This is a genomic window from Thermomonas sp. XSG (assembly GCF_014678725.1).
Lineage (GTDB): Bacteria > Pseudomonadota > Gammaproteobacteria > Xanthomonadales > Xanthomonadaceae > Thermomonas.
The window spans coordinates 579,205-593,467 of the sequence record NZ_CP061497.1; the positions used below are offsets into that span (position 1 = coordinate 579,205).

A 14,263-nucleotide genomic window follows, 5' to 3' on the forward strand; every position below is an offset into this window, starting at 1 on the left:
ATCACTGCGCGGCCTTTTCTTTTTGCCTCCTCCCCGCCTCGGCGGGGAGGGGGAAGCGGTTACGGACGGCGCGCCAGTTCGGCGTGGTCCTTGGCCTTCGGCATCAGGTCCTGCTTGCTCACCCGCAGCGGCCCCATGGTCAGCAGCGCACCCGAGATGAAGATCGAGGACAGGGTGCCGATCACGATGCCGATCATCTGCGACTCGGCCATGCCACGCAGCGAATCGCCGCCGTACAGGTACAGCGCCAGCGCGGTCAGGAAGGCGACGAACGACACGATCACTGTCCGCGACAGGGTCTGGTTGACCGACTTGTTGAGGATCTCGACCGGGTCGGCGCGCAGGCTGCGGAAGTTCTCGCGCACGCGGTCGAATACCACGATGGTGTCGTTGATCGAAAAGCCCATCACCGACAGGATGCCGGCCAGCACGTTGAGATCGAACTCGTGCCCGCTGATCGCGAACCAGCCGGCGCAGATGATCACGTCATGCATGGTGCCGATGGTGGCGGCGATCGCGAACTTCTTCTCGAACCGCATCGAGATGTAGCCGAGGAAGCCGATGATCACGAACAGCACGGCGTACATGCCGTTCAGGGCCAGGTCCTTGCCGACCTGGGCGCTGATCACCGAGCTGCTGCGCTTGCTGGCGGGGTTGCCGTCCAGCGACGCCGCCTTGGCCACCGCGTCGCCGATGCTGCTGGCGCGGTCGGCGCCGCCTTCCTGGGTGCCCTCGGCCTGCAGGCGCACCAGCAGGTCGTTGCCGCTGCCGAAGTTCTGCACCTGCGCGCCACCGAAGCCGGCGGCGTCCAGCTGCTCGCGCACCCGGTCCACGTCCGGCGCCTTGTCGTAGCGCAGCTCGACGCCGATGCCGCCGGTGAAGTCGAGGGCGAAATTGAAGCCCTTGGTGACCATCGCACCGATCGAAACCAGCATCAGCAGCGCGGCGATCGACACCGACACCCAGCGCATCCGCATGAAGTCGATGTTGCTGTCGTAGGGGAACACATTGAACGGTTTCATCTGGCGTGCTCCTTTAGATCGCGACCGACTTCAGCTTGCGCTTGCCGCCGTAGATCAGCGTGGCGATGCCGCGCGAGACCGACACCGCGGTATAGGCGGAAGTGATGATGCCGAGCATGGTGGTCATGCCGAAGCCCTTCAGCGGACCGGTGCCGAAGGCGAACATGGCAAGGCCGGCGAGGAAGGCGGTGACGTTGGCGTCGAGGATGGTGCCGGACGCGCGGTCGTAGCCTTCGGCGATCGCCTTCTGTGGCGGCAATCCCAGCCGCAACTCCTCGCGTATGCGCTCGTTGATCAGCACGTTGGCGTCCACCGACATGCCCACCGTCAACGCGATGCCGGCGAGCCCGGGCAGGCTCATGGTGGCGCCGATCACGGACATCAGCGCGAACACCATCAGCAGGTTGATGAGCAGCGCGAGGCAGGTGACCAGGCCGAACATCCGGTAGTAGATCAGGAAGAAGCCCAGCGCGAAGATGAAGGAGAAGCCCACCGCCTTCAGGCCGCGGTCGATGTTCTCCTTGCCGAGGCTCGGGCCGATGGTGCGCTCGTCGACGAAGTCCATCGGCGCCGCCAGCGCGCCCGCGCGCAGCAGCAGGGCCAGGTCCGAGGCTTCCTTCATGCTCTCCAGGCCCGTGGTCTGGAATTCCTTGCCCAGCGTGCCCTGGATGGTGGCGACCGAGATGACCTGCTCGCTGGTGCGGGTGGTATGCACCTCCTTGCCGTCGATGATCTTCACCTCGGGGATGCGCTCGATGTAGACCACCGCCATCGGCTTGCCGACGTGGGCGCTGGAGTAGTCGAACATGCGCTGGCCGCCGACCGCGTTCAGGCGCACCCGCACCGCCGGCGTGCCGCTCTGCGAATCGAAGAACGAGGATGCGCTCTGCAGCTGCTCGCCCGAGGCGATCACGCGCTTGTTGAGCAGCACCGGCAGCGGCTTGCCGTCGGGGCCGATTTCCTTGCGGGCGTAAACGCGCGCTTCCGGCGGCACGTTGCCGGTATCGCGGGCTTCGACCGCGTTGCCCTCGACCACGCCGCGGTATTCCAGGGTCGCGGTGGCGCCGAGGATGCGCTTGGCCTGCGCGGTGTCCTGCACGCCGGGCAGCTGCACCGCCACGCGGTCGGCACCCTGGCGCTGGATGATCGGCTCGGCCACGCCCAGCTCGTTGATGCGGTTGCTCAGCGTGCCGATGTTCTGCTGCACCGCGTCGGTGAGGATCTTGTCCAGTTCGGCTTCGGGGATGCGCACGCTGAGCGTCTCGCCCTCGCCATCGATCTGGTAAGTCGGCATGTCGCGGCCGATCAGGCGGCGCGCCTGCGCCGCGTCCTGCCCGGCGCCGAGCTTGGCGACCACGGTGCCGCCGGCGGTGGGCTCCACCGAGATGTAGCGGATGCGGTTGTCGCGCAGCAGGCTGCGGATGTCCTCCGCGGTCGCCTCGAAGCGCTTGGTCAACGCCGCCTGGCGGTCCACCTGCATCAGGAAGTAGACGCCACCACGCAGGTCCAGGCCCAGGAACATCGGCTTGGCGCCGATCTTCTGCATCCAGGCCGGCACGGTGGATGCCTGGTTCAGGGCGACCACATAGCCGCTGCCCAGTTCTTCCCGGACGATATCGGCCACCCGGGTCTGGACGTCGTCGCTGGCGGTGCGCACCAGCAGGTTGCCGTCCTTGTCGATCTCGCTGCCGATGACCGTGACCGAGGCCTGCTTCAGCAGGACGTCGACCCGCTGCTTCAGCGCTTCGTCCACCTTCGCACCGCGGTTGGCGGTGATCTGCACGGCGGGATCCTGCGGGAACGCGTTCGGCACCGCGTACAGCACGCTGAGCGCCAGCGTCAGCAGGATCAACAGGTATTTCAGGCGGGAATATTCGAGCATCGCGGCACCCCGCGCACGCCCGCGGGGGCGCACGCCTTTTGCGGCTGGGAATGGATCAGGCGGACTTCAGCGTGCCCTTGGGCAGGACGCTGGCGATGGCGCCCTTCTGCACGCGCAGCTGCACGCTACTGGCGACTTCCACGGTGATGAACGCATCGCTCAGGCCGACCACGGTGCCGGCGATGCCGCCGCTGGTGATCACCTCGTCGCCCTTGGCCAGCTTGTCCAGCATCGCCTTGTGTTCCTTCTGCCGCTTCATCTGCGGGCGGATCATCAGGAAGTACATGATCGCGATCAGGATGACCGGGAACAGGAGGGTGGACATCATGCTCGGGGCGGCAGGCGCACCGGCGGCCTGGGCATGGGCAACGGGAATCAGGAAATCGAGCGGGTTCATCGGGAATCCGTGGTCAGCGAAAACGAAAGGGCTGGCCGAGGCCAGCCGGGGATTATGCCATGTCCGGGCCTACCCCTCCCCTGCCGGAAGGACCGGCCGGGAGGCGCATTGTCGGGTCGATGGCCGCCCCGCGCGAAGCGGAAGCGTGGTGTCAGCCACGACGGGCCGCGTAGAAGGACTCGCGGAAGTCGGCGAAAGTTCCCGCCGCGATCGCCTCGCGCATCTGCGCCATCAGCCGCTGGTAGTAGCGCAGGTTGTGCAGCGTACCCAGCACCGGCCCCAGCATCTCGTTGCAGCGGTCGAGGTGGCGCAGGTAGCTGCGGCTGAAGCCGCCGGCGCAGGCCACGCAGTCGCAGCCTTCCTCGATCGGCCGCAGGTCGTGCTCGTACTGGCTGTTGCGCACGCGCACCACGCCGGTCGAGGTGAAGAAATGGCCGTTGCGGGCGTTGCGGGTCGGCATCACGCAGTCGAACATGTCGATGCCGCGCGCCACCGCCTCCACCAGGTCTTCCGGCCGGCCCACGCCCATCAGGTAGCGCGGGCGGTCCTGCGGCAGCTGCGGGCAGGTGTGGTCGAGCATAGCGTTGCGCTCGTCCTCGCTCTCGCCCACCGCCAGCCCGCCCACGGCGTAGCCGTCGAAGCCGATCTGCTGCAGGCCCTCCGCCGACAGCGTGCGCAGGTCATGGTGCACGCCGCCCTGGACGATGCCGAACAGCGCCGCGTCGTTGCCTTCGTGCGCCTTCTTGGAGCGTTCGGCCCAGCGCAGCGACAGCTCCATCGACTTCTCGACCACCCGGCGGTGCACCGGCTGGCCGTGCTTGTCGTTCACCGGCGGGCACTCGTCGAAGATCATCACGATGTCGCTGCCCAGCACCTTCTGGATATGCATGGACTCCTCGGGGCCGAGGAAGACCTTGCGGCCGTCGGTGGGGGCGGCGAAGGTGACGCCGGCCTCGGTGATCTTGCGGCGGTGCGCCAGCGAGAACACCTGGAAACCGCCGGAGTCGGTGAGGATCGGCCCGTCCCAGCGGGCGAAGCCATGCAGGCCGCCGTGCGCCTCGATCACCTCCAGCCCCGGCCGCAGGAACAGGTGGAAGGTGTTGCCGAGGATGATCTGCGCGCCGAGGTCGCGCACCTGCTGCGGCAGCACGCCCTTGACCGAACCGTAGGTACCCACGGGCATGAATGCCGGCGTCTCGATGACGCCGCGCGGGAAGGTGATGCGGCCGCGGCGGGCGGCGCCATCGGTGCCGAGCAGCTGGAAGGACATGCGGCTCATGCGCGGCTCCTCATGTGACTGACTCCTGCGGCCACAGCAACATCGCATCACCGTAGCTGAAGAAGCGGTAGCGCTGGCGCACCGCGTGTTCGTAGGCGGCGAACATCCGCTGCTTGCCGGCGAACGCCGACACCAGCATCAGCAGGGTCGATTCGGGCAGGTGGAAATTGGTCATGAGCGCGTCGATGCTGCGGATCTTGTAGCCGGGGAAGATGAAGATGCTGGTATCGCCGGCGAACGGCAAAATTTCGCCATCGACCATCGCGCTCTCCAGCGCGCGCACCACCGTGGTGCCCACGGCAACCACCCGTCCGCCGGCGGCGCGCGTCCGCCGCACCTTGGCGACAAGTTCCGCGCCGACGTTGATCCATTCGCTGTGCATGCGGTGGTTGTGCACGTCGTCCACCCGCACCGGCTGGAAAGTGCCGGCACCGACGTGCAGGGTCACGTGGCCGAACTCGATCCCGCGCGCGCGCAGCGCGTCCAGCAACGCCTCGTCGAAATGCAGGCCGGCGGTGGGCGCAGCCACGGCGCCGGTTTCGCGCGCGAACACGGTCTGGTAGCGCTCGGCGTCGGCCGCATCCGGGCGGCGTTCGATGTAGGGCGGCAGCGGCAGCTGGCCGGCGTGTTGCAGCCATGCCTCCAGCGAGCCATCGACATGGAAGCGCAGCCGCCAGAAACCGTCATCGAGGCGCGCCAGCACCTCCGCCTCGCCGCCCGCATCCAGCGCGACCCGGCTGCCGACCTGCGGCGGCTTGCTCACGCCCAGCTGCACTCGCGCCTCATTGTTCGGCAGCAAGCGCTCGATCAGGATCTCCACCCGCCCGCCGGTGGCTTTGGCGCCGAACAGCCGCGCCGGGATCACTCGGGTGTCGTTGAACACCAACAGGTCGCCCGGCTGCAGCAGCGACGGCAGGTCGCGCACGTGCAGGTCGGCGAAGGAGGCATCGCCCGGGGGCACGTGAAGCAGGCGGCTGGCCGAACGCTCGGGCAACGGCGCTTGGGCGATCAGCTCCTGCGGCAGGTCGTAGTGGAAATCGGAGGTCTTCAAAGGCGCGGGCGCGACAGGGAAACCGCGCATTGTATGCCGCGTCAGCGTTCGAACTTGGTCGACAGGATGATCGAGGTATTGGTGCGCTCCACCCCGTCGATGACGCCGATGCGGTCGGTCAACACGTCCATCTCGCCTACCGTGGACGTCACCGCCAGCGCGATCAGGTCGTTGTCGCCGCTGATCGAATACAGCACCCGCACCTCGTGCATGGCCTGCAACGCCTTCACCACCGCGGTCATCTGCTTCGGCCGCAGGGTGATCAGGATGTGCGCACGGATGCGGCTGCGCTCCAGCTCGTCGTCCACCCGCACGGTATAGCCGCGGATCACGCCCTGCTGTTCCAGCCTTGCGATGCGGTTCTGCACCGTGGTGCGCGACAGCCCCAGCCGGCGGGCGATGTCGGCGGTGGCGGCGCGGGCGTCCTCGCGGAGCAGGGACAGCAGCTGTTCGTCGGCAGGAGAAATTCGCATATCGCCGGATAATAACGTCGTTCCGCCCATTTTGCTCGGCGGACAAGGCGAATCCACCCTACCGAATGACGCCAATCCCGCGATAATGTGGGTTTCGCCAGCCGCGGCCCCGCGGACCGGCCTTGGACGGGAGACCCCTCATGAGCCTGATCGACACCCTCGCCCCGCTGCGCGCCCACGGCAAGGCCCGCACCACCGGCCTGGACGACGCCGTCATCCTGGATTTCGCCGCCCGCGATCCGCAGCTGGGCGAAGCCGTCGCCGCCGCGGTCGAAGAGTACGCGCGGATCCGCGACGAGTTCCCCGAGTTGCTGGCGCTGGACGAGAACGCCCAGGCCGCGCAGGTGCAGGCCGACTTCGTCAACTTCTACGCTGCCGACGCCGCCAACCCCTACGTGGCGCTTACCGCGCGCGGCCCGTGGATCGTCACCCTGAAGGGCGCGGTGCTGTACGACACCGGCGGCTACGGCATGCTGGGCCTGGGCCACGCGCCGCAGGCGGTGCTGGACGCGATGGCCAAGCCGCAGGCGATGGCCAACATCATGACCCCCAGCGTCTCCCAGCTGCGCTTTACCCGCGCCATGCGCCGGGAGATCGGCCAGACCCGCGGCGGCTGCCCCTATACCGCCTTCATGTGCCTGAACTCCGGCTCCGAATCGGTATCGCTGGCCTCGCGCATCGTCGACACCAACGCCAAGACCCAGACCGACGCCGGCGCACGCCACGCCGGCAAGGCGATCAAGCGACTGGTGGTGAAGGGCGCCTTCCACGGCCGCACCGAGCGCCCGGCGCTGTATTCCGACTCCAGCCGCAAGACCTACCTGCAGCACCTGGCCAGCTTCCGCGGCGAGGATTCGGTGCTGACCGTGGCGCCGTACGACAAGGACGCGCTGCGCAAGATCTTCGCCGAGGCCGATGCCAACGGCTGGTTCATCGAGGCGATGTTCCTCGAGCCGGTCATGGGCGAAGGCGATCCCGGCCGCAGCGTGCCGGTGGACTTCTACAACCTGGCCCGCGAACTGACCCGCGCCCACGGCGGCCTGCTGCTGGTCGACTCGATCCAGGCCGGCCTGCGTGCCACCGGCTACCTGTCGATCGTGGACTACCCCGGCTTCGAGCAGGTCGAGGCGCCGGACATGGAAACCTATTCCAAGGCGCTCAACGCCGGCCAGTACCCGCTGTCGGTGCTGGCGGTCAGCGCGGCCGCGGCGGACATCTACAAGCGCGGCCTGTACGGCAACACCATGACTGCCAACCCGCGCGCGCTGGACGTGGCCTGCACCGTGCTGGCCTCGCTCACGCCGGAGCTGCGCAGCAACATCCAGCAGCGCGGCCGCGACGCCGTGGCCATGCTGGAAGCGCTGCAGGCCGAACTGGGCGGCCCGATCACCAAGGTGCAGGGCACCGGCCTGCTGTTCTCCTGCGAGCTGACCAAGCAATTCAAGGGCTACGGCGCCGGCTCCACTGAGGAATGGATGCGCGAACACGGCATCGGCGTGATCCATGGCGGCGAAAACTCGCTGCGCTTCACTCCGCAGTTCGCGGTCACCAGGGAAGAGCTGGAACTGGTGGTCAACGTGGTCAAGCGCGCGCTGCTGGAAGGCCCGCGGGTGTCCCAGGCCGCGGCGGCCTGAACCGGCGTCGGCGACGTCGCAATGCAACGGGGCGGCCATTGGCCGCCCCGTTCGTTTGTGCGTCCCGGACAGCCCGCGTTGGCGCCGCATGGCGCCAGCAGGCGTCACTTGCCGAGGTAGCGCTGCAGCGCTTCCGCCGCGATCCGCCGCGCCTCGGCGGCATCGCCCCAGCCATGCAGCTCGACCGTCTTGCTGCCCGCCGGCAACTGCTTGTAGACGCGGAAGAATGCCTCGATGCGATCGATTTCGGCCTTCGGCAGGTCGGCCAGGTCGCGGATGCCGGCGTAGCTGGCGTCCACCTTGTCCACCGGCACACCGATGATCTTCTCGTCAGCCTCACCGCCGTCCACCATCCGCAGCACCCCGACCGGGCGGAAGCGGATCACCGCGCCCGGATGCAGCGGCGCCCGGGTGAGCACCAGCGCGTCCAGCGGATCGCCGTCGCCGGCCAGGGTGCGCGGCATCGAGCCATAGTTCGCGGGATAGGCCATCGGCATGGCAAGGAAACGGTCGACGTGGAGCAGTCCGTCCTCGCCGATCTCGTACTTGGTGAAGCTGCCGGCCGGGATCTCCACCGCCAGCAGCAGCTCGTCCGGCGCCTTCGCCGCCTGGACGGCATGGAACGGATGCACCCATCCGGGCTGCGCCGCGCCTGCCGCCAGCGGCAGAGCCAGCAGGAGGGTCAATTTCAAGACATGGATCGCGCGCATCGGCGGCTTACTCCCAGCATCGGTCGGTGCGGCCACCCAGGGTGGCGTCGCGGTGGCTGCAGTCGCGCAGGCCGATGCGGCCTTGGTGGATCTCGCGCAGGGTCTTGCGGCCATCCGCGGCGCGGGTGATTTCGAAGTCGTCATACAGGCGGCCGGTGGCGGTGCGGGCCTGGTAGCGCAGGTGCGTGCCGTCGATGCGCAACACCTGGAACAGCTGGGTGTCCTCGGCGGTCGGATCCATCGTACGTCTGGCCTCGTCCGACAGCCGGTACTGCTTCGGTCCCGACACGCTGACGATGTACTGCGGCAGCGACTGTCCGGCACGATCGCCGGAACGCCGGCCATAGGTGTGGTCATGCCCCTGCAGGACCAGGTCCACGCCGTGGCGTTCGATGACCGGTTGCAGCGCCGACCTGATCACACCGCTGGCTTCGCGTCCGCGCGGGGAATAGACCGGCTGGTGGATCAACACGATGCTCCACGGATTCGGGTTGCCCGCCAGCACGCTCTCCAGCCAGCGCGCCTGCGCGTCGGCGCTGCCCAGGTCCAGCGCCGAGGTGCCGTCCAGTACCGCCACCCGAACGCCCTGCACATCGAACCAGTAGGTGGTGTCGCGGGTATGCGCACCGCCGGCGCCATTGCGCGGCAGCGCGAAGCCGGCCCGCCAATGGTCGGACAACACGCGCCGCTCCTGCGGGGTGTCTTCGAACTCTTCCCAGTACTCGTGGTTGCCGGCCGCGGGCGCCACCAGCATGACCGAAGGCAGGTCGCCCAGCGCCTCGAACATCTCGCCCCATTCGTTGTCGACGGTGGCATTGCTCTGGTGGTCGCCGGCGTGCAGCGCCATCAGCGCATCGGGCGCGTGGCGCATCGCCTCGCGCACCACCCGGCCGACGTGGCTGAGGTTCTTGTTCTGGCTGTCGCCGAAGTACAGCAGGGTCAGCGGCTTGCCCGCGTCGGCGGCGGTGCGCAGCTGCCGCCAGCCGCTCCACGCGCCCTGCCCCTGCACGCGGAACATGTACAGCGTGTCCGGCTGGAGTCCGCCCACGTCGGCGCGATGCACGTGCGCAGCGCGCCCGTCCAGCGTGTAGGCAGTCGTCGTGGCGCGGACTTCGCGCGGTGTGCCGACGTCGGGCGAATCGCCGGCCCGCACGATCTGCAGCAGCGCCACGTCCACCCGCGCATTTGTGCGCCAGTTCACCGCGAAGCCGGTGGCTGGATCCTGCGCCGGGGTGGCGATGATCCGGTCCGGCATCGCGTCCGGCAGGTAGCGGGCGCTGCCGGCCGGCACCTGCAGGTTGGGTTCGTTCTCGCCTGCTGCCTGTGCGAATGCAGGCGCCGTCAGCGCGACAAGCGCGATGGCGAGGAATGCGCGCAGGCGGCGGAGGGGCTTGCCGGCCATCTCAGTGCTCCACGCAGGCCGGCAGCTTCAGTGCGGCCGCGATGTCGCGCCAGTCGAACGCGCCCACACCCATGTCGTCATGCACCGCGTAGAACACACCCTGCGGGAACCGCGGCGTCGGCTCTTGGTGCAACCAGACCCCGTCGGTATTGCCCACCACACGGCCGGCGAAGGCACCGACGTGGGCAAGGCTGCGCCGCTCCCAGACGTGGAACAGGCTGCGGTCCTTGAACTGGTCGGTGGTGATCCAGTAACCGCTGCCGTCTTCGCACTGCCACAGGGCAATGCCCTCGGCCTGCGCCATGAACACGCCCCGGCCGATGTCGCGCCCGAGATAGTTGCCGGCCATGTCGTAGACGCGCACCGCGGTGCCGATGGCGGCATCCTCCTCGGCCACCAGCAGGCGGTCGTGGGCGGGATCTCCCCACACCGACTCCGGAATCCGGATCGCCCCGGCGGCGCCGGTATCCCCGACGTTGCCGGCAAGCTGCGCCTGCACGCCTTCGCCGATGTCCACCGCGTAGCGTCGCAGGCGGCGGTCCAGCTGCGGCAGCGGCGGCACGATGTCATTGCCGTCGGCATCCTCGCCGGCCATGTAGGCATCGGACACCAGCACGTCGTAGCGGTGCGGCGACGTGCGGCGCACCCAGATGCCATACGGCTGCCGCAGCTCGGCCTGTCCGAAGCTGCCCAGCGCCACCATTGCCGGCGCGCGCAGCACCTGCACCCGCTGGTTGTCGCGCTCGACCACGAACACCAGGTCGTCGATGGCGAAGATGCCGTTGGGACGTGCGAACTCTCCAGCCGCCTTGCCCTCGCGCCCCACCACACCCGCGGGCGCCCCGGTATCGCCGTCGTACTTCATGAGCCGGCCGCTGGCCTTGGCGGTGGCGAGCAGCAGCGGCCGGCCGTCGGCGCCGACCGACAGCGCCGGCGAGTCCACGTTGTCGGCCGGTGTCATCGGCGTGAGGAAGGCTTCAGCCACCACCACGTGCGGCACGCCCGCACCGGCCAGCAACACGTCGGCGTCGGTCGCCTGGTCGGGCTCCCTGTCAACGGCAACCGGCCCGGAAGCGCAGGCGACAAGCAACGACATGGAAAGCGACAGGAAACCACGGGCGGCAAGCCTGGACATGGGAATGCAATTCGCCTGCAAAGAAGGGTGCGGGCTTTCTATCACCGCGATGTTGCACCGGTGTTGCGTACCCGGCGCCCGTGAACGCCGCTGTCTCCGAAGCGTCACCTGCCCGCCACGTTCGCGCCATTCGCCGCCCGGATGCTTCCGAAGTCCTCAACCTCGGCCTGATCACTGCATGAAGAAGCACCCGCTCGCGCTTGCCCTCTCCGGCGCCACCCTCCTCGCCCTGTCCACGGCCGCGCCCGCACTGGCGCAGGACGCCGTTGGCCCGTCCGACGCGGATGCCGCGAAAAACCTCAGCGCGGTGGTGGTCCAAGGCGAAATCGTCTATCGCGACCGGGCCGCGGACATCGACCCGACACTGGTCTACGACCTGGAGTATTTCCAGCGCTTCGAACCCGCCACCGTCGGCGACATGCTCAAGCGCCTGCCGGGCGTCGGCTTTGTCGGTTCGGACATCATGGAGTACGACGGCGCGCAGCTGCGCGGCCTCGGAGGTGGCTACACCCAGGTGCTGATCAACGGCAGGAAGGTACCCGGCGCAGGTGACGACCGTTCGTTCTACGTCGATCGCATCCCGGCGGAGATGGTCGACCACATCGAGATCAAGCGCAGCTCCAGCGCCAACCGCAGCGGCGATGCGATGGCCGGCGCGATCAACATCGTGCTGCGCGACGCCTACAAGTTCGACGGCAGCTACCTGCGCCTGGGCGTCAACCGCTGGTACGACGGCGAGACCAACCCGACGTTCGGCGCGGTGACCTCGTTCGATGCCCTGGGCGGCCGCGTGCTGGCCGGCGTCAACGTGCAGGATCGCTACCGCCGCAAGGAAAAGCGATCGGACCGCTTCGCCGACGACAGCCTGCAGCAGAAAGTGAGCTGGGAAGACCAGACCGAGATCAAGGACGGCCGCGACTACTCCGGCAACCTGTCCTACACCGTGGATGTCGGTGACAACGCGCGCTTCAGCATCGACGGCTTCTACGTCAAGACCGAACGCGACGTGACCGAGGTGTCGTACGAGGAGAAACTCAAGAAGGGCAAGACGGAGAACATCCGCGTGCCGGGCCTGGATCCGTACGACCAGAAAAACTACGGCATCGCCGCCGAATTCAAGTTCGACATGGCCGGTGGCCGCACCAAGCTGGCCGTCGACCATGCCCGTTTCCGGAATTCGCAGGCCACCACCGAGGGCGAGGAGCTGTTCGAAAGCGCCGGCAGCAACTTCGACGATCGCTGGAGCATCGACGGCGCGAAGTGGAAGGAAACCGCCTACGAGGCCGAAGCGGTGTCAGCCCGCGACGCCGAAACCGGCTTCAAGCTGGCGCACGTGCGCCCGGCCGGCGCCACGGAAATGGAATTCGGGGTGGACTACCGCAACAAGAAGCGCGAGGGCATGGTGGTCGGCTACGCGTGGGAAGCCGGCGCGCAGGGCCAGCTGCCGTCGTTCCCGGCGGACTACGCGCTGGATCGCAGCGTCGCCTCGGTGATCGACGAAGAGCGCCTCGATCCCTACCTGATGTTCAGCGGCAAGGGCGGCGCGCTCGCCTGGGAAGCCGGCCTGCGCTACGAGACCACGCGCTCGCGGGTCGAGTACATCGAGGACGCACAGAGCGAAGGCCGCGTCGACAGGAAGTACCGCGAGCTGCTGCCGTCGGCCAGCCTGCGCTGGGACCTGAGCGACGCCGACCGCATCAACCTGTCGCTGGCCCGCACCGTCAAGCGCCCCAACTTCAACGAACTGGTGCCGGCGCTGCTGGATGGCGAGTTCGGCGACAACGACTACATCGGCAACCCGAACCTGGTGCCGGAGACCGCGAACGGCCTGGACCTGGGCTTCGAGCACCGGATCGGCCGCCGCGGCATCGTCGGCGTCAACCTCTTCTACCGCGATGTCCGGGACCTGATCGAGGTCGTCAACACCGGCGAGCCCAGCAAGGAAATGCAGGGCATCTGGGAAGGACTCGTCGAGGACGGCGACGCCGTCGACCTTGCCGACGCCATGCAGCAGGAACCGGCGGAAAGCTGGCTGTACACCTCCGAAAACATGGGCGACGGCAAGGCCTGGGGCTTCGAGTTCGACCTGTCCACGCCACTGACCATGTTCGGCCTGGACAACACCGGCGTATTCGCCAACTACTCGTGGGTGGATTCGGAAGTCAGCGACTTCATGGGCAAGCGCCGTTTCAACCGGCAGGCCAAGTCAGTCTACAACGTCGGCTTCATCCAGGACCTGCCGGCCGTCGCCGCCAGCTTCGGCATGACCTACCGCAAACAGGGCGATGCCTACGAACGCCTGCTGGGAGAGGAAGTGATCGTGCGTTACGGTGCCGAACTGGACGCCTTCATCGAAAAGCGCTTCGGCAAGCGCCTGTCGATCCGCCTCAGCGCCAACAACCTGCTGGATGCGTCGAAGGACGAGTTCTTCGACAAGTTCAACACCCTCGCCGGCCAGCTGGGCCGCGACTACAAGGAGTACGAACTGGAGAGCGAAAGCGCCGGCCGCAGCCTCCAGCTGGTGGCGCGCTGGGCTTTCTGACCGCTCCCGCCCCCCTTGCATGGACGCCGGCCCCGCGCCGGCGTCCGCGTTTACGGCAGCCGCGCGCATGGGGCACACTGCCGGCCACATGATGGAGATGCGCATGAAAGTCGTGGAAATCCACCATCCGCTGGTCCGCCACAAGCTCGGCAAGCTGCGCGACATCGCCACCGACCCGGTGCATTTCCGCCAGCTGGCCGGCGAGATCGCCGCGCTGCTGGCCTTCGAAGCCACCCGCGACCTGCCCACCGAGCCGGTGACGGTGCAGACCTGGGCGGGCCCACTGCAGGTGGAGCACGTCCGCAGCGAGAAACTGACCCTGGTGCCGATCCTGCGCGCCGGCCTCGGCTTCCTGCCCGGCGTGCAGGCGCTGCTGCCGGCGGCGCCGGTCAGCGTCATCGGATTGCGCCGCAACGAAACCACCCATCAACCGGAAGGCTATTACCAGCGCCTGGCTGATCGAATGGACGCGCGCACCGCGCTGCTGATCGATCCGATGCTGGCCACCGGCGGCAGCGCCGCGGCGGCGATCACCCTGCTCAAGCAGGCGGGCTGCCCGCGTATCAAGTGCATCTTCCTGGTGGCCGCGCCAGAAGGGCTGGCGGCGCTGGAGGCCGCGCATCCCGACATCGAGGTGTACGTCGCCGCCATCGACGAACGGCTGGACGAGAACGCCTATATCCGTCCCGGCCTGGGCGATGCCGGCGACCGTCTGTTCGGGACGCCGGTGGACTGA

Annotated in this window: 12 protein-coding genes; 3 read left to right on the top strand and 9 right to left on the bottom strand. The window is 68.1% G+C overall.

Annotated features, from left to right (window positions below; translation table 11 throughout):
- Positions 1–59: 59 nt before the first annotated feature.
- The 6 genes from secF to ICG51_RS02665 all read right to left on the bottom strand — a co-directional run bounded on the left by secF (position 60) and on the right by ICG51_RS02665 (position 6,104).
- Positions 60–1,022, bottom strand: a complete 963-nt coding sequence (gene secF / locus ICG51_RS02640; protein ID WP_190281518.1) for a protein translocase subunit SecF — start codon at positions 1,020–1,022, stop codon at positions 60–62.
- A gap of 13 nt (positions 1,023–1,035) precedes the next feature.
- The gene (secD, locus tag ICG51_RS02645) at positions 1,036–2,904 is read right to left on the bottom strand and encodes a protein translocase subunit SecD (RefSeq protein WP_190281519.1); all 1,869 of its coding nucleotides are present in this window, start codon (positions 2,902–2,904) and stop codon (positions 1,036–1,038) included.
- 55 nt (positions 2,905–2,959) lie between these two features.
- Positions 2,960–3,301, bottom strand: a complete 342-nt coding sequence (gene yajC / locus ICG51_RS02650) for a preprotein translocase subunit YajC (RefSeq protein WP_190281520.1) — start codon at positions 3,299–3,301, stop codon at positions 2,960–2,962.
- 151 nt (positions 3,302–3,452) lie between these two features.
- The gene (gene tgt / locus ICG51_RS02655) at positions 3,453–4,580 is read right to left on the bottom strand and encodes a tRNA guanosine(34) transglycosylase Tgt (protein WP_190281521.1); all 1,128 of its coding nucleotides are present in this window, start codon (positions 4,578–4,580) and stop codon (positions 3,453–3,455) included.
- 10 nt (positions 4,581–4,590) lie between these two features.
- The gene (gene queA, locus ICG51_RS02660) at positions 4,591–5,661 is read right to left on the bottom strand and encodes a tRNA preQ1(34) S-adenosylmethionine ribosyltransferase-isomerase QueA (RefSeq protein WP_190281522.1); all 1,071 of its coding nucleotides are present in this window, start codon (positions 5,659–5,661) and stop codon (positions 4,591–4,593) included.
- An 11-nt stretch (positions 5,662–5,672) separates the two neighbouring features.
- Positions 5,673–6,104: an Lrp/AsnC family transcriptional regulator gene (locus tag ICG51_RS02665; protein WP_190281523.1), complete on the bottom strand. Its 432-nt coding sequence runs from the start codon at positions 6,102–6,104 to the stop codon at positions 5,673–5,675.
- 140 nt (positions 6,105–6,244) lie between these two features.
- Here ICG51_RS02665 and ICG51_RS02670 point away from each other — a divergent pair, with 140 nt between their 5' ends.
- Positions 6,245–7,738 (top strand): aminotransferase class III-fold pyridoxal phosphate-dependent enzyme, encoded by a 1,494-nt coding sequence (locus tag ICG51_RS02670; protein WP_190281524.1) that lies wholly within the window; start codon positions 6,245–6,247, stop codon positions 7,736–7,738.
- Positions 7,739–7,842: 104 nt separating this feature from the next.
- On the opposite strand, the gene ICG51_RS02675 is transcribed toward ICG51_RS02670, so the two are convergent.
- The 3 genes from ICG51_RS02675 to ICG51_RS02685 are packed head-to-tail and all read right to left on the bottom strand — an operon-like array spanning position 7,843 to position 10,985.
- Positions 7,843–8,400 carry an inorganic diphosphatase gene (locus ICG51_RS02675; RefSeq protein ID WP_223809675.1) on the bottom strand — a complete coding sequence of 186 codons (558 nt, stop codon included), beginning with the start codon at positions 8,398–8,400 and terminating at the stop codon, positions 7,843–7,845.
- Between the two features lie 55 nt (positions 8,401–8,455).
- On the bottom strand, positions 8,456–9,850 hold the full coding sequence (locus ICG51_RS02680; RefSeq protein WP_190281526.1) for a metallophosphoesterase family protein: 1,395 nt from the start codon (positions 9,848–9,850) through the stop codon (positions 8,456–8,458).
- 1 nt (position 9,851) lies between these two features.
- Entirely contained in the window at positions 9,852–10,985 is a 1,134-nt protein-coding gene (locus ICG51_RS02685) for a phytase (protein WP_190281527.1), read from the bottom strand.
- 178 nt (positions 10,986–11,163) lie between these two features.
- Here ICG51_RS02685 and ICG51_RS02690 point away from each other — a divergent pair, with 178 nt between their 5' ends.
- Positions 11,164–13,527 carry a TonB-dependent receptor gene (locus tag ICG51_RS02690; RefSeq protein ID WP_190281528.1) on the top strand — a complete coding sequence of 788 codons (2,364 nt, stop codon included), beginning with the start codon at positions 11,164–11,166 and terminating at the stop codon, positions 13,525–13,527.
- Positions 13,528–13,630: 103 nt separating this feature from the next.
- The gene (upp, locus tag ICG51_RS02695; RefSeq protein ID WP_190281529.1) at positions 13,631–14,263 is read left to right on the top strand and encodes a uracil phosphoribosyltransferase; all 633 of its coding nucleotides are present in this window, start codon (positions 13,631–13,633) and stop codon (positions 14,261–14,263) included.

Coding starts and splice junctions, on each gene's coding strand:
- tgt (WP_190281521.1), bottom strand. CDS start 4,580: ATGAGCCGCATGTCCTTCCAGCTGCTCGGCACCGATGGCGCCGCCCGC.
- ICG51_RS02670 (WP_190281524.1), top strand. CDS start 6,245: ATGAGCCTGATCGACACCCTCGCCCCGCTGCGCGCCCACGGCAAGGCC.
- secF (WP_190281518.1), bottom strand. CDS start 1,022: ATGAAACCGTTCAATGTGTTCCCCTACGACAGCAACATCGACTTCATG.
- upp (WP_190281529.1), top strand. CDS start 13,631: ATGAAAGTCGTGGAAATCCACCATCCGCTGGTCCGCCACAAGCTCGGC.
- ICG51_RS02665 (WP_190281523.1), bottom strand. CDS start 6,104: ATGCGAATTTCTCCTGCCGACGAACAGCTGCTGTCCCTGCTCCGCGAG.
- ICG51_RS02690 (WP_190281528.1), top strand. CDS start 11,164: ATGAAGAAGCACCCGCTCGCGCTTGCCCTCTCCGGCGCCACCCTCCTC.
- queA (WP_190281522.1), bottom strand. CDS start 5,661: ATGCGCGGTTTCCCTGTCGCGCCCGCGCCTTTGAAGACCTCCGATTTC.
- ICG51_RS02685 (WP_190281527.1), bottom strand. CDS start 10,985: ATGTCCAGGCTTGCCGCCCGTGGTTTCCTGTCGCTTTCCATGTCGTTG.
- yajC (WP_190281520.1), bottom strand. CDS start 3,301: ATGAACCCGCTCGATTTCCTGATTCCCGTTGCCCATGCCCAGGCCGCC.
- ICG51_RS02680 (WP_190281526.1), bottom strand. CDS start 9,850: ATGGCCGGCAAGCCCCTCCGCCGCCTGCGCGCATTCCTCGCCATCGCG.
- secD (WP_190281519.1), bottom strand. CDS start 2,904: ATGCTCGAATATTCCCGCCTGAAATACCTGTTGATCCTGCTGACGCTG.